This window comes from Martelella sp. AD-3 (assembly GCF_001578105.1).
Taxonomy (GTDB): Bacteria; Pseudomonadota; Alphaproteobacteria; order Rhizobiales; family Rhizobiaceae; genus Martelella.
Map to the genome: position 1 here is coordinate 3,079,888 of NZ_CP014275.1, position 19,643 is coordinate 3,099,530.

The 19,643-nt window shown below is 62.2% G+C and carries 14 protein-coding genes; 3 read left to right on the forward strand and 11 right to left on the reverse strand.

Annotation, left to right across the window (positions count from 1 at the left end):
• Nucleotides 1-22 precede the first annotated feature (22 nt).
• Together AZF01_RS14335 and AZF01_RS14340 are read right to left on the reverse strand one after the other, a co-directional pair.
• Entirely contained in the window at nt 23-691 is a 669-nt protein-coding gene (locus AZF01_RS14335) for a GntR family transcriptional regulator (RefSeq protein WP_036236202.1), read from the reverse strand.
• A gap of 45 nt (nt 692-736) precedes the next feature.
• Complete coding sequence (locus AZF01_RS14340; protein ID WP_024706938.1) at nt 737-1,627, reverse strand: dihydrodipicolinate synthase family protein; 891 nt, start codon at nt 1,625-1,627, stop codon at nt 737-739.
• A gap of 156 nt (nt 1,628-1,783) precedes the next feature.
• Here AZF01_RS14340 and AZF01_RS14345 point away from each other — a divergent pair, with 156 nt between their 5' ends.
• Genes AZF01_RS14345 through AZF01_RS14355 form a run of 3 tightly spaced genes read left to right on the forward strand, consistent with a single transcriptional unit; the run spans nt 1,784 to nt 4,606 of the window.
• Nucleotides 1,784-2,773, forward strand: coding sequence for a sialic acid TRAP transporter substrate-binding protein SiaP (locus tag AZF01_RS14345; protein ID WP_244435512.1), 990 nt, complete (start codon nt 1,784-1,786; stop codon nt 2,771-2,773).
• Nucleotides 2,774-2,779: 6 nt separating this feature from the next.
• Nucleotides 2,780-3,286 (forward strand): TRAP transporter small permease, encoded by a 507-nt coding sequence (locus AZF01_RS14350; RefSeq protein ID WP_024706940.1) that lies wholly within the window; start codon nt 2,780-2,782, stop codon nt 3,284-3,286.
• A gap of 15 nt (nt 3,287-3,301) precedes the next feature.
• The gene (locus AZF01_RS14355) at nt 3,302-4,606 is read left to right on the forward strand and encodes a TRAP transporter large permease (RefSeq protein WP_024706941.1); all 1,305 of its coding nucleotides are present in this window, start codon (nt 3,302-3,304) and stop codon (nt 4,604-4,606) included.
• A 174-nt stretch (nt 4,607-4,780) separates the two neighbouring features.
• Here AZF01_RS14355 and AZF01_RS14360 read toward each other — a convergent pair whose 3' ends face one another.
• From AZF01_RS14360 to AZF01_RS14400, 9 genes are all read right to left on the reverse strand, one after another.
• Nucleotides 4,781-5,209: a VOC family protein gene (locus tag AZF01_RS14360; protein ID WP_024706942.1), complete on the reverse strand. Its 429-nt coding sequence runs from the start codon at nt 5,207-5,209 to the stop codon at nt 4,781-4,783.
• 16 nt (nt 5,210-5,225) lie between these two features.
• Nucleotides 5,226-6,008: a FadR/GntR family transcriptional regulator gene (locus AZF01_RS14365; RefSeq protein ID WP_024706943.1), complete on the reverse strand. Its 783-nt coding sequence runs from the start codon at nt 6,006-6,008 to the stop codon at nt 5,226-5,228.
• Nucleotides 6,009-6,015: 7 nt separating this feature from the next.
• Entirely contained in the window at nt 6,016-7,089 is a 1,074-nt protein-coding gene (locus AZF01_RS14370; RefSeq protein ID WP_024706944.1) for a Gfo/Idh/MocA family protein, read from the reverse strand.
• Between the two features lie 24 nt (nt 7,090-7,113).
• On the reverse strand, nt 7,114-8,124 hold the full coding sequence (locus AZF01_RS14375; RefSeq protein WP_024706945.1) for a Gfo/Idh/MocA family protein: 1,011 nt from the start codon (nt 8,122-8,124) through the stop codon (nt 7,114-7,116).
• Nucleotides 8,125-8,411: 287 nt separating this feature from the next.
• Nucleotides 8,412-9,863 (reverse strand): TolC family protein, encoded by a 1,452-nt coding sequence (locus AZF01_RS14380; RefSeq protein ID WP_152534459.1) that lies wholly within the window; start codon nt 9,861-9,863, stop codon nt 8,412-8,414.
• Between the two features lie 155 nt (nt 9,864-10,018).
• A complete protein-coding gene (bamE, locus tag AZF01_RS14385) occupies nt 10,019-10,429 on the reverse strand; it encodes an outer membrane protein assembly factor BamE (RefSeq protein WP_024706947.1) in 411 nt (136 codons plus the stop codon).
• A gap of 55 nt (nt 10,430-10,484) precedes the next feature.
• Nucleotides 10,485-11,666, reverse strand: a complete 1,182-nt coding sequence (locus tag AZF01_RS14390) for an HlyD family type I secretion periplasmic adaptor subunit (RefSeq protein WP_024706948.1) — start codon at nt 11,664-11,666, stop codon at nt 10,485-10,487.
• Nucleotides 11,663-13,849: a type I secretion system permease/ATPase gene (locus AZF01_RS14395; RefSeq protein ID WP_024706949.1), complete on the reverse strand. Its 2,187-nt coding sequence runs from the start codon at nt 13,847-13,849 to the stop codon at nt 11,663-11,665. The genes AZF01_RS14390 and AZF01_RS14395 overlap by 4 nt, the downstream gene beginning before the upstream one ends.
• An 87-nt stretch (nt 13,850-13,936) precedes the next feature.
• Nucleotides 13,937-18,847 carry an Ig-like domain-containing protein gene (locus AZF01_RS14400; protein WP_061449700.1) on the reverse strand — a complete coding sequence of 1,637 codons (4,911 nt, stop codon included), beginning with the start codon at nt 18,845-18,847 and terminating at the stop codon, nt 13,937-13,939.
• Nucleotides 18,848-19,643: the final 796 nt, after the last annotated feature.

Consider the following 19,643-nt stretch of genomic DNA (forward strand, 5'->3'; position numbering starts at 1 on the left):
TCCCCGGATTTCGTGAATGATCTCAAAGCTGAAGCGCGCGGTTTCGGGCATTGCGCACATGCTTGTCCATCGCATCGATGGCGGCGATCCGGTCGCGTTTCTGGATGGCGTCGATCACCGCCAGGTGATCGCCGAAAGCTTCCGGCAGCACGGTCTCGTTGAGCCGGATCCGGTCGAGCTTGATCAGGCGCATGCGGATGGCGTTGATGTTGTAGGCATTGCGCAAAAGCTCGTTGTCGGTGGCGGAGATCAGCAGGTTGTGGAAGCCGGTATCGATCTCCTGGCCGCGCGCCAGAAGCTCCGGCGTCGGCGCCTTTTTCACCGCCTCGACGATATCCGTATGCAGCTTGCGCTGACTTTCAAGCACGGCATCGGACATCTCTCTGACCGCGTGGATCACCGCCTCGCGCTCAAGGGCCGCGCGCATCTGGAACGTGTTGCGAATCATAGACAGATCGATCGCCGGGATCAGGATGCCGCGCTGCGGCAGCACGCTGACGAGCCCCTCGGCCTGAAGCCGCGGCAGAAGCTCGCGCAGCGCGCCGATCGAAAGGTTCAGCATATCCACCAGCGCACGCTGGGAGACCATCTGCCCGGGCCTGAGCTGCCCGCTCATCAGCGCATCCTGAAAAAGGTCGTAGGCGGCGTCCTTGACGCCCGCCTGACCGGCCTCGGCCGCACCCTGTTTCATCACGCCCGTTCCTCCTTGCTTTGCCACCACGCCGAAGCATGCGTCTCATCCGGCAACCGGCTCGTCCGCGACGCGAACCTTCTGCGTGACGTCCGCACCGGCCGGCGAAAGCGGCGGCACCGTTCGGCGGAATGCATCGTCGCCGCGCATTTCCGCAACCAGCGCCTTCAGCGCCGTGGCGCCGCCATGCGCATCCACGGCCTCGATCCGCCGACTGGCCCGAACGCGCAACGCATCGGTAACCGGCCCGGAATAGAGCCTTACTGTATCAGCGGGATAGGGATTTGTCATACCACCGATCATACCAGCGCCGCCGGCGGCAACCATTTCCGGCAGGATCCGGTCATCGCCGGTGAAGATCGACAATTGCGGGAAAGCCTCGATCAGCTTCAGGCCGTCGGCAAGGTTGCCGGTGGAATCCTTGATGCCGATGATGCGTTCTCCGAACCGCTCCAGCATGACCTCAACCAGCGGCACATCGAATGTGACGCCGGAGAAATGCGGAAAATTGTAAAGCACGATCTCGATATCCGGTGATCCGGCCCGCCTGATCATCGCCTCATAGAAGTCGGCAACTGCCTCGCTGGAGGACGGCGTGTAATAATAGGGCGGAATGACCAGCGCCGCCCGCGCGCCGACATCCGCGATCGCCGCAAGCATGCCGCCGGCCTCATCGACGGCAGAGGCAACAACGCCCGGGATATGGCGTTTCATATCCATTCCGGCTGCGGCGAGCGCGCGCAGGGCGGCCGCCTTCTGGCGGGTCGAGAAGGAAGCCCCCTCGCCCGTCGTGCCGAATTCGGAAACGAATGAACAGCCTTCGGCAAGCACGAATTCCATATGCGACTTGAGGCGCTGAACGTCGATTTCGAATTCGGGCGTCACCGGCGTGACGCACGCCCCCACAACGCCTCTGAGATCACTGTCCGCCAGCATGATATTCCTTTCCGCATATTGGTCAGATGCTTTATCCTACAACTGATACAATCAGTATTTACATCAGTGATCGAAACCCGTAAAGTCCATTTTGCCCGCCGGGACATTTTGCTACATGAGGAGCCCGGCTGACCTGACGTTTAGGGAGGAATGATTTTGAAGAAGTCACTTATCGCCAAGGCTCTGCTGTGCTCCGTATTCATCGCGACGCCCGCTCTGGCCCAGGATCCGATCGAACTGAAGATGACCGTGCCGAGCGTGCCGACCGACCTGCACACCAAGGCGCTGCACGTCTTCGCTGAAGAAATCGAAAAGGAAATGCCCGGCACGTTCGACGTGCAAATCTATGATTCGGGCTCTCTGTTCGGCCAGGGCGCCGATCTCGACGCTCTGCAGCGCGGCAACGCGGAAATGACCTATGTGTCGTACCAGCTGATTGCCGACGCGCTGCCGCAATACGGCCTTCTGACAGCCGGCTACCTGTTCCAGAGCCCGGAACACTACCGCGCCTTCCTGGCAAGCGATATCGGAACGGAGTTCAAGCAGACTGTCTCCGACGAGATGGACATCAAGCTTCTCGACGCCTGCTATCTCGGCACGCGCCAGCTGAACCTGCGCGATGAGATGGACATCCAGACGCCGGACGATCTTGCCGGCGTGAAGCTGCGCATGCCGAGCTCGGATGCATGGCTGTTCCTCGGCCAGGCGCTCGGCGCCAACCCGACGCCGCTGCCCTTCGGCGAGGTCTATCTCGGCTTGCAGACCGGCACGATCGATGCCCAGGACAACCCGCTGCCGACCGTCGAGGCGGCGAAGTTCTACGAAGTCACCGACCAGATCACGCTCACCTCGCATCTTGTCGATGCGATCAACTTCTCCGTCTCCAACATCTTCTGGGATGAACTGGATGACGCGCAGAAGGAAGCCGTCACCAAGGCCGCCAAGGCGGCCTGCGACTGGAACAATGCCGAGCGCGTGAAGGTGGAACAGGACCTCGTTGCCTTCTTCGAAGGCGAAGGCCTCGTGGTCACGACGCCGGATGTCGACGCGTTCCGCGCCCATGTCCAGGAGGCCTACATGAATTCGCCGCGCGCGGCCGACTGGCCCGAAGGCTGGATCGAACAGATCAACCAGCTGGCCGAGTGATCCGCCATGGCGGCCCGAGACAAAGCCCATGCCCTGCGAAAGTGGGGCATTTTTCTAAAAGGCGTCGCGGACACGATCGGCGCCCTGTTCTTTCTTTCGGCCTTTGTCGGCTTCATCATCCAGATCTTCTACCGCTACGTGATGAACCGGCCGCTTCTGTGGACCGAGGAATTCACCATGATCGCCTTCGTCTGGGCGGTCTTCTGGGCGGCGGCGTTTTGCGTGCCGATCCGCGAGCACGTCTCCTTCGACGTTGTCTATGACATCGTCCCGGAGCGCACGCGGCGGCTTTTCACCATGTTTTCCATGGTCATGCTCATCGCCGCCTTCGCCCTGCTGATCCCCTATACCTGGGACTATCTCGATTTTCTGACACGCAAGAAGAGCTCGGTTCTCCGCATTCCGATGAACCTGGTCTATGGCTGCTACCTGCTGTTCCTGTTCGGTTTTACCGTGCAGGCAATCTGGCGGCTCATGCGTCTTTTCGGGCCCAGATGGACCGAAGAGATCTGACGGGGGACTTTTGACATGGCATTTCTTTCCGAGCATGCGCTGATCGTCATGCTGGTCATCATGGTGACGATCACCATCACCGGGCTGCCCTTCGGCATTTCGATGATCGTCGCCAGCATCTTCTACCTGTTTCTGGCCGGCCGCGATGTCGGGCTTGCCGCCGAGAACGTGCTGAATGGCGTGTTCGGCAATTTCGTCGCGCTTGCCGTGCCCCTCTTCATTTTCGCGGCCAATGTGATGAACGAGGGCAAGATTTCCGACAGGCTGCTGGACTTCGCGCTCGCCGTCGTCGGCCGGCTTCCCGGCGGCCTGGCCCAGGTCAACATCTTCACCAGCCTGATCTTTTCCGGCATGAGCGGATCGGCGATCTCGGACGCCGCCGGCGTCGGCAAGATCATCACCGAGATGATGATGAAGGAGGGCCGATACCCGCGCGGATTCGCCGGCGCGCTGACGGCCGCCTCCGCGGTCGTCGGGCCGATCTTCCCGCCGTCGATCCCGATGGTGTTCTATGCGCTGATCTCATCGACGTCGGTCGGCGTACTCTTCCTCGGCGGCGTCGTGCCGGCGATCCTGATGTGCACCGTCATGGCGGTTGCCGTCGGCATCATGGCCAAGGTCCGCGGTTTTCCGATCGAACAGGCCGTGCCGTTCCGCGCCCTGCCGCTGATCATCATCCGCGCCTTCCCGGCGCTCTTGATGCCGATCATCCTGCTCGGCGGCATCTATTCGGGCATCTTCACCCCGACCGAGGCAGCCGCCGTTTCTGCGCTTTATGCCCTGCTGCTCGCCGTCTTCGCCTACAGGGTGCTTGGCCTGCGCTCCTTCTGGAACGTGGTGGTCGCCAGCATGAAGACCACGGCGGTCGTCACCATGGTGCTCTGCGGCGCCTTCATCTTCAATTACGTGATCACCGTCGAGCGGGTGCCCCAGGCGGTCTTCCACCTGTTCGAGAGCTTCCAGCTGGAGACCTGGCAGTTTCTGATCCTGCTCAACATCCTCTACCTGCTGCTCGGCTGCATTCTCGATGTATCGACGATCATGCTGGTGGTGACGCCGCTCTTCATCCCGACGGCGGCAGCGCTCGGCATCGATCTCAACCATCTGGGTATCGTGCTGGTCTTCAACATGATGATCGGGCTGATCACCCCGCCCTACGGGATATTGCTGTTCATCATCAAGGCACTGAACGGGATACCCTTGTCGGAGATGATCCGGGAGACCTGGTTCTTCATGGCGATCCTGATCACCATGCTGCTCGCGCTCACCTTCATCCCGAGCCTCAGCCTTTGGCTGCCGCGCGCCGCCGGCATGCTCTGAGGGCATCGGGCAGCCCGCATGGCGAAAACGGCCGGTCCCGCGTCCCGGGAACCGGCACGTGCATTTAGAGCGCCGTGCGTCCATTCGGACGCACAAAGGACGCTCTAACCTATTGAATCTACGCATCGGCCCGAAAATCGATCCCGATTTTCGGGCCGATGCGCTCGGGAAAGCTCAGCGCTCGACGAGCTCGATCAGGATGCCGTCGGGATCGCGGCAGAAGGCGACCTTGCTGATGATGTCGCGGTTATAGGCCTGGCGCGGGGCTTCCACCATTTCCACGCCGGCCGCTTCCAGCCTTGCGTAAAGCGCCTCGAGATCGTCGAAACGAAAGGTCAGGTGGCGAAGGCCGGCGCGGCCGGCGGCGACATCCTCGGCCTTGAGCGCGCCGGTTGCAGGCCCCATGATCTCCAGCATGCCGTTGCCGGCATCCAGAAAGCAGAGCTGATGGCCCGCCCGCTGCCGGTCGATCGGCGCGCCATCGGAGCGCTCGTCGCCGGAGCGACGGACGACCAGTTTCAGGCCGAGCAGATCGACGTAGAAATTCAGGCTCTTGTCGATGTTGCTGACGGTCATGCCGACATGCTCGAAACCCTTCAGCATGGGCGCTCACACCTCCTCATTCTTCCGCTTCGCCGGATGAGAAGCGGCCAAGCTCATCGGCCCGCAGGAGCTCATCCGTGACATTGTTGATATGACGTTCCATGGCGTGGCGCGCGGCCTCGCCGTTGCGCATCTTCAGGCCGGCCACGATGGCGTAGTGATCGCCGATCCACAAGGCGCGAACCTTCGGCGCATGGATGTGACGATGCACGCGGCTCCACATGCGCGATGTGTCCCGCTGGTCCCAGAGCGCCTGGATCATCGACAGGATGATCGCGTTGCCGGTCATGTTGGCGATGGTCAGGTGAAATTCACGGTCGCCTTTCTCGTTGAGGAACACCTCGTCGGTCTCAAGCTGCATGCGCTCGATGCATTCTTCTAGTTCCATGATGTCGTAGCGCGTGGCCCGTTCGGCCGCGAGAGCCGCCGCACTCGACTCCAGCGCCAGCCGTGCCTCCAGAAGCTCGAAAGGACCCGGTCCGATATCGGTGTTGAGCGCGTCGAAGGACAGTGCGTTGACATGGGCCGGCAGCACGACGATGCCGGCGCGGCCGCGAACCTCGACAATGCCGCGCATTTCAAGCGCGATGACGGCCTCGCGCACGACCGTGCGGCTGACCTCCAGCTGTTCGGCAAGCTCGCGTTCGGATGGCAGGTGCCAGCCGGGGCGGCCCTGATTCTCCTCGATCATCCGCGCGATCCGTCGCGCGACGACCTGATAGAGCCGCTTGGCGGCGAGCAGGCGCACCTTGCGGCCGCCGCCCGTGCCTTCTTCTTCGCCCTCTCGGTTCTCCGCCACGGCCGGACTATCCCAATTCAGGCAGCCACGACCGGTAGAGCGGATGGTCTGCCGTGATCGGCATCGGCGCAGGAAGGCCGCTCCGGTCGGAATGGTAGGCCGCCGTCACCAGTTCCAGAGAATTGCGCGCGTCCTGAAGCGTTACCGGCGGCGCGCCGCCTTCCGCAAGCGCATGATAGAACAATTCGAACTGGCGGGTGTAGCCGTCCTCGGTTTTCGGCATTTCGGCGAATGCCGCCTCCACCAGCTTCTGGTGCGCCTCGTCCTTCGCGATGAAGCGCCAGGGATCGCGACCCATCGTATAGGGTTCGTGGATACTCTCCGCCGTCACATTCTCGAAGCAGAAGCGCAGGCGCGAAATCTCCTCATGCGAGTTGAGCGTCATCGAAAGCGCCGCGAGCGAACCGTTCTTCATCCTGACGGCGAGCGCCATCGTATCCTCGGTCTCGATCTCATTGTTGAGCGTCGCGCCATAGGCAAAGACCTCGTCGCAGGGTCCGTGGATGTAATTCAGCATGTCATGGGCATGGATGGCATGGCCGACGAGGCCGCCTCCAAGCTCGGTCTTCCACTTGCCGCGCCAGTCGACGGCAAAATAGTCCGGCGCGCGCCACCAATGGGTCTCGATCGTGGTCATGAAGGCGCGTCCGGTCAGGCCAAGCTCCACCAGCCGCTTCAGTTTCTGCAGGCCCATGCCATAGCGATACTGGAAGATCGGCATGATCGTGCGGCCGGTCGCTTTCGCGATCTCGGCCATCGCGTCGACATCGGCAACCGAACCGAACAGCGGCTTTTCGCAGATGACGTGCTTGCCCGCCTCGAGCGCCCGGCGGGCGAGATCGAAATGACTGTGCGGCGGGGTGCAGATGTCGATGATATCGATGTCGTCGCGCGAAAACAGGGTTTCGGCGTTCTGGACATATTCGGGAATGCCGTATTTCTCGCAGAGGCCGCGGCCGCGATCCTCGTCGAGCGAGCAGAGCACCGGCACCTCGAACAGGTCCGCATTCCATCCGAAACCTGTGAGATGGCGCTCGGCAATGCCCGCGCCGATCACGGCGACACGAAATTTCCTTGTCATGGCAGTCGTCTCTCCTGAACCCGTCTATCGCGGGGAAATGTCGGCAGCCCTGGCCTGGGCCTCAAGGGACAGGCGGCAGACCTCGAAAACATGGTCATGGGTCATCGCCGTCTCGGTCCTGTCCCGCACATCCGCGATGAAACGGCCGAAATACTCGATCGGCTCCTGCGAGCAATCGATATATTCGACGCCCGCCTTGTTGACGAGGAAGAGATGATCCTTGCCGTCCCGGCCGGCGATATCGATGTATTTTCGAAGCTCGATATAGCCGTCGGTTCCCAGAATGGTCAGGCGGCCATCGCCCCAAGTGGGCAGGCCGTCGGGCGTGAACCAGTCGACGCGGATATAGCCGGAGGCGCGGTCGCTGCGCAGCAGCACTTCGCCGAAATCCTGGAATTCGGCGGCTTCCCGGGTGCCGAAATTGCCGATGCTGGAAGCGACGACTTCGCCCTTCCGCGCGCCGGTGAAGAACAGGAACTGGTCGATCTGGTGCGAGGCGATGTCGACGATGATGCCGCCGAAACGCTCCGGCCTGAAAAACCAGTCCGGGCGCGTGTCGAACTGCTTGCGGTGCGGCCCCATGCCGAGCGTCTGCACGACCGTGCCGATCGCGCCTTCCCGCACCAGCTTGCCGGCCTTGACGGCGGAACGCACGCAGTGCCTCTCGGAAAAACAGATGGAAAAGATCCGTCCGGTCCCGGCAACCGCCGCCTTCACGGCCTCAAGTTGCTCCGGCGAGGTCACCCCCGGCTTGTCGACCATCACATCCTTGCCCGCCTCCATGGCGCGGATCGCCAGATCAGCCCGGTCTGCGGGAACCGCGGCGATGCAGATGACGTCAATTTCGGGATCGGCGAAGATCGCATCCCGGTCCAGAACGGGGGTATCGGGATAGGTTTCCCGCATGGTTTCGATCAGCGCCGGCGCCGTCGTCTGCTCGCAATAGCCGACAAACTCCGCGCCGGCCGCGATCAGCCCTTTGACCTGTCCGAAAATATGCCCGTGGTCGATGCCCACGGCCGCAAACCTCACCATGCAGTCTCTCCTCCGTATTGCAGGGAAAGCCGCGCGAACGCCTGGAACAGGGATCGTCCGAAGCGCGGCGCGCCTCCATCTGGACAGACCAGACAAGAAAGCCGTCTGTCTGTCAAGACGCACGCAGAAAAAGAGGCGCAATGGACTTCACCCTTTTTTCAAAGCCTTTCCGGTTCAGGAACGCGCGGGAGATAATGACCACCGGGCGAGCGCAAGATATTGGTCCGACCACAAGCCGGCCGCGGCGCACCATCGCCGGCAAGCCGTCCCTCCGACAATCGGTGGCGTCAGGACGCGTCGGACGGACCTGCCTCGCCGATTGACGCCGGCTCCCCGCCGACATCGATTGCGAAGCCGTCGATGGGAAAGCCGTACAGCGTAAACTGCGAAAGGCCCAGCGCCGCGCGCAGGGTGGCGTTGACAAGATGGCACTGCAGGAGAGCGACGTCGAGATCGCGCTCGCTGTCGCTGCGCGCGATAAGCGCGTCATAATAATCTTCTTCCGCATTCAGGAGATCGGTCAGATTGCGGGTTCCCAGATCGAAATACTGGCTTCTGTAAAGCGTTCTGGTTTCGTCAAGAAGCCGGGTCTGCGTCCCGGAGGACGCAATCAGTTCGCGCGCATTGGCCATCTCGGTCCCGGCATCGAGCGCTTCCAGCGTCGCCTTTCTGCGCATCGTGTCGAGACTGGCCTCGGCGGCCGCCACGGCCTCTTCTGCGGCCTGACGAGCCGCCTCGATGGCGCCGCCCTGAAACAGTGTCGGCAGGACATTGAAGTTCACCCCGACGCGAAACCCTTCATCATAGAGCGGCTGGCGACCGTAGGCCTCGGCGGCAATTCCGGGCAGGCGCGCCTTCCGGGCATCCTCATAGTCAAGCGTTGCCTGCGCGACCTTCAGGTTCGCCAGCGCTATGTCGGGCAGGCTGCCAGCAATCGTCGTCGACGGCGTGCAGGTCCCGAGCGCGTCCAGCAGTTCGGACTTCAGGCTCACCGCGGCAGGCCCGGCATATTCACGAAGCTGGTTGGCCGCCCTGTCGCGCTCCGACTTCATCTCGAGAAGGTCGTGGCGGGCCTGCTCGACGCTGTTGGCCGCCGCCAGCACGTCCGACTGGGTGGTCGCGCCTGCCGTCGCGCGCTGCCCGATGAGATCGTTCAACGCGCTCAGGCGCTTCACCCTTTCCTCGCCGATAGCGACATTGTCGCGGTAGCGGCTGAATTCGGCATAGGCTTCAAGAACATCCATCAGGACGGCGTCAGCGTCGCTCTGAAACTGCAGAACGGCCTCCTGCGCCGCGATATCGGCGCGTGCGACCTTGCGGTCGGTCCTGCCAAAATCGAACAGCATCTGGTTTGCCGACAGGACAAAGGACGGACCGTCGGCATCGCCAACGCCGCCCGTGACGCCGCCGCTGACCATCGGCAAATAACCGCCCTTGGCCACCTTGATATTGCCCGTCGCCTCGCGGATGGTCGCCGCGCGTTCCAGCATCTGCGGGCTTTGGTAGAGCGCAACCCTTACCAGCCCGTCAAGGCTCTGACCCGCAGCGGCTATATCCGCAGGCTGCTCCACCTCCGGCCGCTCCTCCCGGATCGCGCCGGTTCTGTCTTCAAACGAGACCGATGGCCGTCCGCTTCCGGCTGTCGAGCAGCCTGCAAGGGCGGTCGACAGACCCAGAAGAAGCGCGAACGACAACATCTGTGCGGCGGTCGCCGCACAGTGCCTATTCCGATTTTTCACTGCATTTCCACATCATGATGCGCTGAGGCGTTCCTCAAGGCATATGTCTCACATCTGCGATTTTGCCCCCGAGCGGAACACAGGCACAGATTGCTGCGGGAAAGCGACGAATCATTACCTATGGTAACATAGGCGGAAAAATACAACCCTACAACTCAGTTGCGGCTGACCATCAGTTCGCGGCATTGCGGCCTGCGCCAGACGGTCTCGTCAACCTGCTGTGCATTGCCGAACAGAACCTTGTACTGGCAGACGAGTTCGCCATCGTCAGCCGTCACGAATTTGAGGTTGTAATCCCAGGTCGCCTTGTTGCCGCGACGCGTTACCTTGATCGGTTCGCCCAGAAGCGCGGCGACCTTGTCCTGGCCGACGCCGATCTCCACCTGGCGGACGAGATCGACGGTTACCGGCTTGCCGTTCCGCACGAAATAGGCGTCAAGCTCCGTCAGAGACGGCGCCACGCTTTCGAACCGCATCTTCGGATTGTGCACGTCCAGCATTCCGGCGAACGCGGCGCCCGAGGTGATGAGGCCGGCCAGCGCCGCGGTGGAAATCGTCTTCAGCATTTCAGTCTCCTTTTGGGTTTTGGATTGATGTCGAGGCCTTCCCGCAGGCGGGTGGTCAGCGCTCGCGCAGGGCTTCCCGGCCCCGGTTGAGGGGTTTGACGAGATAGTCCCAGATGGTCTTCTCGCCTGTTCTGATATCGACGGTGGCGATCATGCCGGGCGTTATCGGAAAGCGCTTGCCGGAAGCGTTCTCGAGCGCGTCCGAGGCCGTGCGGATATAGACGCGATAGTAGAGATTTTCCGGATTGATCTCGTCGCGGATCGTGTCGGGCGAAATGCTCTCGACCGTGCCTTCGAGCCCGCCATAGACCGAATAGTCATAGGCTGTGATCTTCACCAGAGCCTCTTGTCCCGGATGAATGAAGGCAATGTCGCGCGGGGAAATACGGGCTTCGATCAGCAACTGGTCATTGAGCGGCACGATGGTCATGACCGCGCCGTTCGGAGACACGACGCCGCCGATCGTCGTCACCGCAACGTCCTTGATGATCCCGTGAACCGGCGAAAGGATCGTCGTGTGATCGATCGTGTCCTCAAGCCCGTGGAGCGTCGACAGAAGGGACTGGACCTCAGCCTGCGCCTCGGCCAGCTTCTCGCCGCTTTCGATGACGTATCTGGCGCGCAGGTCGTCCATCTTCAGCTTGATATCGCCGCGATCGCGCTTCAGCCTGATCAGTTCGACCTTGCTCGCCGCCCCCGTCTCCACCAGAGGCGCCGTCAGCCTGAGCTGCTCGTCGATCAGCGCCATGTCCGCTTCCATATCGGCGAGCGATTCACGGAAGCTGCCCTGACGCGCGACAAACAAGGCTTCCTCGGAAGCCCTGAGTTCTGGATAGCCATCCAGCGCCTCGGGAAAGTGCACGGCTTCTGCGCCGGTCACTTCGGCCTGAAGGCGCGCGGCCTGCGCGAGCGAGGCCCGATAGCGCGCCGCGGTCTCGTCGTATTCGGCCTGGGCGCGGGTCGGATCGAGCCGCGCGAGCACCTGCCCCTTGTCGACGATGTCGCCGGCACTGACATCGAGTTCGGCGAGGATGCCGCCGTCGAAGGACTGGATCATCTGTTCGTGCGAAAGCGGCACGACCGTTCCCGGCCCGGAGGACACTTCCTCGACCGAAAAAACATAGGCCCAGGCGAAGAAGGCGCCGAGGACGAGCGTCAGCACAAGCACGATCCGGCTCGCGCCGCTGGCGCTCATCTCATCGCCGGATATCAGATCATCATAAGCGCTCGAGGTCACTTCGCGCCCTCCCTGCGCCTGGTTGCAGCGGTCGCCTCGCCCTTGCGCAGGCGCGCGAGGATGTTGTCGCGCGCGCCGTCCATGATGATCCGGCCGTTGGACACCACGATCAACCGGTCCACGAGGGTGAGAACCGACGGCTTGTGCGTCGCGACGAGCAGCGTGGTGCCCGCGCCGAGTGCGCCAAGGGCCGCGAGCACCTTCTGCTCGGCCGTCTCATCAAGCGCCGAGGTGGGCTCGTCGAGGAGGACCACGGACGGTTCGCGCAACAGCAGACGCGAAAGAATGATGGCCTGACGCTGGCCGCCGGAAAGGCCGATGCCGCCCTCCTGTATCTGCCGATCGAGGCCCTCGGGCGTGGCGCGAACAAATTCCCAGGCGCCAGTGCGTTCGAGGGCCTCAATCAGTTCCTCGTCGCGAGCACTGGGCGCGCCGAGGCATAGGTTTTCGCGGATCGTGCCGTAAAACAGCCGCGCATTCTGGCCGGCAAGACCAATGTGACGACGAAGGTCAGCGGGATCGACATGGCTGATATTGACGCCATCGACCAGCACGGTGCCCGAGCGCGGCTCCATCAGCCCCGAAAGGCCCTGCAGCAGGGTCGATTTGCCGGCGCCGTTGCGTCCGATGATGCCGATCTTCGAACCTGCCGCGATCTTCAGTTCGTCGATGGTCAGAACCGGCTCCTTCTCGTAGGCAAAGACCGCATTCTTGAAGTGGAAGTCGCCCTCGATAACCGGCTTGTGAATGCGCTTTGCATTCTCGGGATGATCGACCGGCAGCATCATGATCTTGTCGAGGCTTTCGCCGGCGATCTTGGCCTGCTGCCAGCGATTGAGAATCTGAGTCACGCTTGCAAGCGGGGCCAGCATGCGCGTCGACAGCATGGCGGCGGCAACCAGCGCGCCCGTCGTCATGTCGCCGAACATCACCGCCGGCGCGCCGGCCGCGACAACGGCGATATAGACCATGCCCTGAACGGTTTGCGTCCAGTTGCCGAGCGTGCCGACGAGGTCGCGCAGCTTCATGCCGCTGTCGGCGTTGACCGCATTGTAGTGGTTCCAGTGGTTCTGGAACCGGTCCTCGGCCTGCAAGAGCTTGATATCGTCAAGCCCCTGGACGGCCTCGACCAGCATGGCGTTGCGCAGCGCGGATTCGCGCATATTGGCCTTGGCAAGCCGGTGCAGCTTCTTTTGAGACAGGATGCCGGGCGCAATCAGAAGCACGACGGCCACGGCCGGCACCCAGACCAGATTGCCGGCGACCCACCAGAAGATCACGCAGAACAGAAGAAAGAAGGGAATGTCCGCAATCGCCGAAATCGCCGACGAGGTCATCATCTCGCGCACGTGCTCCAGCTCGCGAAGCTGGGCGATAAAGGTGCCGGTTGCCTGCGGACGGGCCGTGTTCTTGACCCTCAGCGCATGGCCGAACACCTTGTCGGAGATGCGTAGGTCGGCGCGCTTGCCCAGAACATCGGTGATCTTCATGCGCATCTGGCGCATCACGAAAGCGAATATGACAGCGATAAGCGCGCCGCCGCCGAGCACGAACAGCGTCGGATAGGATTGCGCGGGCACCACCCGGTCATAGACCTGCATGGAGAAGATGACGCTGGCGAGCGCAAGGACATTGGCCGCAAGCGACGCCAGCATGATCGAGACATAGGGCCTGAGATCGGACAGAACGATCGAACGCAGCCAGTGCTTGCTGTAAGGTTCGATATAGGCGTCGATCCGTCCGTCCGGCATGCCGCCGGCCGGCCGGATGACCGCAACGAGTTCGATGCGATCTGCAAGCGCACCGATTGCGGTATCGGAGGCAAGACCGCCATCGCCCGAAAAGGTCAGCGCGAAGTGTTCCCCATTGCGCTTGCCTGCGACCGCGACCTGGCCATCCCTGAAGACCAGAATGACCGGCAGGCGCATCTGCGTGATCTTCCTGATATCCGTGTCGATGAACCTGACGGCCATGCCGGCCTGGCGCGCAAGCCTGCCGAACCGCCCTTTCCTGTCGCCGTGGCCGTCCCAGGCATCGGCGAGCCGAAGCTGTTCCGGCGAACAGTCGATCCGGTAGTGAGCGGCGACCGTCAGCAGCGCCTCGATCCACCGGGCCGAAACGGCCCCGGCTTCAAGCTCGGCCTCGCCGCCTTGATCGCGATCTTTGTTGATGTGGATATTCATCGGCGTGCACGGCTTTCAGGAACGGAGTTCTGCAGCCGGGGCATGGCCCCGGCTGCTGCAAATGCCTTGTCGACAGGGGACGGGGGATCACCCCACCAGCATGGCGTGATCGTCGAGTTCGTCGAGGTCGACGCTGAACGTGCCGGCATCGGCGATGGATCCCCCGTCGGTCGCCGCGCTCGCGTGGCTTTCCTCGGGCAGATAGGCATCAAGGCTTTCGTTCGTGTCCTCATAGACGAGACTGGAGATCCCGATGTCCTCCGCCGCATCCACGGGAGCGGCATCCTCGCCTGTCGGCTCTGCATCGAGCGCGGCAAGGCCGAGCGTTTCGACGGAAAGGTTCTCAGTATCGCCATTGTCGAAAGCCATGCCGCGCGCGGCGGCGCCGGTCATATCGCTTTGAACGTCGATCGTCAGGGAAGCCGCGCTGGTATCGCCGCTGTCATCCGTCAGGACATAGTCGAAGGTTTCCAGCCCGGCGCCCGTCTCGGCGTCGGCCTTGTAGGTCCAGTCGCCGGTCTCGAAGTCGAAGATCAGCTTGCCGCCCTGGTCGGTTTCCACGTTGAGGATGGACCCGGTGCCCGCAGCCTCGCCGTGGCTGTCGGTGATGCCGTTCAGATCATAGGTGTAGGTCTCGCCATCGACCGCGATCGACAGGATGCGTCCGCCGTCGATCCCCAGAAGATCGTCATCCGCCGTGCCCGCGACACCGTCGGCGCCGTGCAGCACGTTGCCGGACACATCGACCTCCTTGAGCAGATCGAGCAGCGAGTCGACCAGAACGTCGAAGTTCGAGACTTCCACGACGTGATTGTCGCCGTCGGCCTGATCGACATCCTGCAGGCGTTCCACGCTGATGCCCTGGCCGATGCCGACCGTCTGCACCGTGATATCGTTGTCCGCGACAAAATCATCCCAGGCGGCGGCAGTGGCGCTGGTTAGCGAGTGGTCGACCTGCCAGCCATTATTGCCCCAGTGCTGCTGCGTCTGCTCGGTGGGTTCGCCGTCGCTCATGAAGAAGACGCGGTTGTCATACCCGTCAAGCGGCGCGTAGGTCTCCATCGTCTTCTGAATTCCGGCCGTATAGTCGGTCCCGCCATTATAGGGACGGCTCGACGACCATGCGTCGACCTGGGCGGCGAAGGCATCATAGCTCGTGAACGACACGGTGGAGCGCGCGTCCGACGAGAATGCCACAAGCTGGATCTGCACGTCGCCGGTCGTGCCCTCGAAGAAGGCCTGCCCCGCCGTCTTGACCGCGCTCAGCATGGCCTGGGCTTCTGTGTTGTTGACGCTGCCGCTGAAGTCGAGAACGAAGGCGATGTTGAAATTCCCGTCGCTCTTGAAGTCGTCGCCGGCAAGCGTCAGACTCATATCGTCGTCATTGGCGAGCGGCGCGGTGCGAGCAAAGCCCTCGGTATCCGCGCCTTCGGAGCCGAGATTGCCCACCGTGTCGGTATAGCTCCCGTCGGCAACCGTGACGGTGACATCGCCCCCGGCCTTTTCGGGCGTGACCGTCGCGGTCCAGGTGGTGTCGTTGATCCTGACGAGGTTCGAGAGCGAGCCGTTGGCAACGGAGACATCGCCGGCATCGAAGCCGGTCACGGCTTCCGAGAAGGTGAAGGTGACCGTGCCGGTCTGGCCTTCGTTGACGATATCGACCGCGACGGAGGGGCCGTCGACATCGAAGCTCTCGCTGTCTGTGCCTTGCTCACCTTCATTGCCGGCCATATCCGTGTAGGAACCGTCGGCGACGGTGGCCGTCACCTCGCCATTGCCCGTCGGCGTGATCGTGACCGTCCAGACCTGATTGCCGTCGGCATCCTCCGACCATGCGCCATCCGTGCCGAGATCGGCATTCTCAAGCGCCAGATCGGCAGCCGGGTCGAAGCTTGCGCGATCCGTATCCGGCGAGAAGGTCAGCACCAGTTCGCCATCCTGGCCGTTGTCGGTGATGACAACGCCGACCTCGGGGGCGGTGCGGTCGAAGGCCTCGACATCCGAGCCCTGCGAACCGGCATTGCCGGCAAGGTCGGTATAGGAGCCGTCGGCCACGGAAACCGTGACATCGCCGGTCGCGGCCGGGGTCACCGTCGCGGTCCAGGTGGTGTCGTTGATCCTGACGAGGTTCGAGAGCGAGCCGTTGGCAACGGAGACATCGCCGGCATCGAAGCCGGTCACGGCTTCCGAGAAGGTGAAGGTGACCGTGCCGGTCTGGCCTTCGTTGACGATATCGACCGCGACGGAGGGGCCGTCGACATCGAAGCTCTCGCTGTCTGTGCCTTGCTCACCTTCATTGCCGGCCATATCCGTGTAGGAACCGTCGGCGACGGTGGCCGTCACCTCGCCATTGCCCGTCGGCGTGATCGTGACCGTCCAGACCTGATTGCCGTCGGCATCCTCCGACCATGCGCCATCCGTGCCGAGATCGGCATTCTCAAGCGCCAGATCGGCAGCCGGGTCGAAGCTTGCGCGATCCGTATCCGGCGAGAAGGTCAGCACCAGTTCGCCATCCTGGCCGTTGTCGGTGATGACAACGCCGACCTCGGGGGCGGTGCGGTCGAAGGCCTCGACATCCGAGCCCTGCGAACCGGCATTGCCGGCAAGGTCGGTATAGGAGCCGTCGGCCACGGAAACCGTGACATCGCCGGTCGCGGCCGGGGTCACCGTCGCGGTCCAGGTGGTGTCGTTGATCCTGACGAGGTTCGAGAGCGAGCCGTTGGCAACGGAGACATCGCCGGCATCGAAGCCGGTCACGGCTTCCGAGAAGGTGAAGGTGACCGTGCCGGTCTGGCCTTCGTTGACGATATCGACCGCGACGGAGGGGCCGTCGACATCGAAGCTCTCGCTGTCTGTGCCTTGCTCACCTTCATTGCCGGCCATATCCGTGTAGGAACCGTCGGCGACGGTGGCCGTCACCTCGCCATTGCCCGTCGGCGTGATCGTGACCGTCCAGACCTGATTGCCGTCGGCATCCTCCGACCATGCGCCATCCGTGCCGAGATCGGCATTCTCAAGCGCCAGATCGGCAGCCGGGTCGAAGCTTGCGCGATCCGTATCCGGCGAGAAGGTCAGCACCAGTTCGCCATCCTGGCCGTTGTCGGTGATGACAACGCCGACCGTCGGGGCGGTGCGGTCGAAGGCCTCGACATCCGAGCCCTGCGAACCGGCATTGCCGGCAAGGTCGGTATAGGAGCCGTCGGCCACGGAAACCGTGACATCGCCGGTCGCGGCCGGGGTCACCGTCGCGGTCCAGGTGGTGTCGTTGATCCTGACGAGGTTCGAGAGCGAGCCGTTGGCAACGGAGACATCGCCGGCATCGAAGCCGGTCACGGCTTCCGAGAAGGTGAAGGTGACCGTGCCGGTCTGGCCTTCGTTGACGATATCGACCGCGACGGAGGGGCCGTCGACATCGAAGCTCTCGCTGTCTGTGCCTTGCTCACCTTCATTGCCGGCCATATCCGTGTAGGAACCGTCGGCGACGGTGGCCGTCACCTCGCCATTGCCCGTCGGCGTGATCGTGACCGTCCAGACCTGATTGCCGTCGGCATCCTCCGACCATGCGCCATCCGTGCCGAGATCGGCATTCTCAAGCGCCAGATCGGCAGCCGGGTCGAAGCTTGCGCGATCCGTATCCGGCGAGAAGGTCAGCACCAGTTCGCCATCCTGGCCGTTGTCGGTGATGACAACGCCGACCTCGGGGGCGGTGCGGTCGAAGGCCTCGACATCCGAGCCCTGCGAACCGGCATTGCCGGCAAGGTCGGTATAGGAGCCGTCGGCCACGGAAACCGTGACATCGCCGGTCGCGGCCGGGGTCACCGTCGCGGTCCAGGTGGTGTCGTTGATCCTGACGAGGTTCGAGAGCGAGCCGTTGGCAACGGAGACATCGCCGGCCTCAAAGCCGGTCACGGCTTCCGAGAAGGTGAAGGTGACCGTGCCGGTCTGGCCTTCGTTGACGATATCGACCGCGACGGAGGGACCGTCGACATCGAAGCTCTCGCTGTCTGTGCCTTGCTCACCTTCATTGCCGGCCATATCCGTGTAGGAACCGTCGGCGACGGTGGCCGTCACCTCGCCATTGCCGGTCGGCGTGATCGTGACCGTCCAGACCTGATTGCCGTCGGCATCTTCCGACCATGCGCCATCCGTGCCGAGATCGGCATTCTCAAGCGCCAGATCGGCAGCCGGGTCGAAGCTTGCGCGATCCGTATCCGGCGAGAAGGTCAGCACCAGTTCGCCATCCTGGCCATTGTCGGTGATGACGACGCCGACCTCGGGGCCGGTGCGGTCGAGCGTCGCCGTCTCCGTATCGGAAATCGGATTGCCGTCACCATCGACAACAGGATTGCCGTTTTCGTCCGTGACGATCCCGACGAAATCGACATCACCTTCGTCAATTCCCTCACGTGGGATATCGTGGGTCCAACTGCCGTCGTCGTTGACGGGAATCGGATCGGATACGACCGTCTCGCCGTTCTCGTCCGGATAGGTTATCACGACATAGTCCCCGGAGCTGCGACCGCTGACGGTGACATGGCCGGCGGCCGGATTGTCGGCGACGGCTTCGACATCAAGAACCGGGAATTCGGTGGCGACCGCTTCTTCGCCGGCGCCGCCTGAAAAGGCCAGACCGCCTGCAGACGCGGCGCCGAGTCCGCCAAGAGCGCCAAAGGGAAAGGGCGATGCGCCGTTTGCGCCGATCTCGGCGAAGGCGAAATCGCTCCACGGGCCGGAATACTGGCCCCACCAGGCGATACCGTCATCGTCAACGAGGACCAGTTCGTTGCGCTCGTCATCGAAGTCGACGAAGAAATCGCCGATGACGATGGTCTCGCCGGCGGCGGTAACAATGACGAGGTCATCGCCGTTCTGTTCGAACGAAACGACGCTTTCCGGCGCGATCGGGAGTTTTACAACAGACGCCTCGTCAAGTTGAAGATTAAGGACCGACTGACGATGCTGAGAACCATCATTCTTGTCGACAATGATTGCGTCCATGAGACTGCTCCTTCAATGCTGCCGATTGATAGCGCTATCACACTGTTAAAGTGCAATTTCGCAAAATTTTCAGGCGCGTGTTTATTGTTATGGAGACCCGCGTGGCGTCTTGTGACCTGCCACTTTTGCGGGGGTGACTAATTCAAACTCGCGCTTTGGGCAAGTGACCTAGGCCAGTTTTTATGAACGTCAGATGAATTATTTGCGAAATTATAAACCTGTGTTTTTTAAAGAATAAACTTCCGAAATTGACTTGCATCAAAGACAGAACGCCCGCGATACGGGCACTTTTCGCCATCGTGGCCAATCGAATGATTGAAAGCGTAAGACCGAAATTCGGGTTCACTGACCACGGCCGGTTTCGGACTGCGACAAAATGTCTCACCTCGAGACTGCCTCTTTTTCAGGCGCTATTTCCGGTTGCATATAAATCGGTATCTTGACGGAATTCAAGTAAGCTTTGGCGCACAAAGAAACATGCATCGCCCAGGCACTGCGGCAGACGGAAGCGGTCGAAAAGTCAACGTGGACTTATCCAGCGGCCCGTCCCTTCTCGTGGCGGATAGAACACTCGGATGGAAGGGTCCCGGAACAGCATCTCTGATTCGCAACAGCCTAAAGCGCGTCCAGAAAAAGTGGAGACCCGTTTTCCGTCCGGAGGCAAGGAAACGCAGAGCGGAAAACAAAAGGTTAGAGCGTGTTCGAGATTCCAAGCTCTAGCGCATCGGCCCGAAAATCGGAATCGATTTTCGGAAAGCACGATGCGTAGATAAAATAGGTTAGAGCGTCCTTTGTG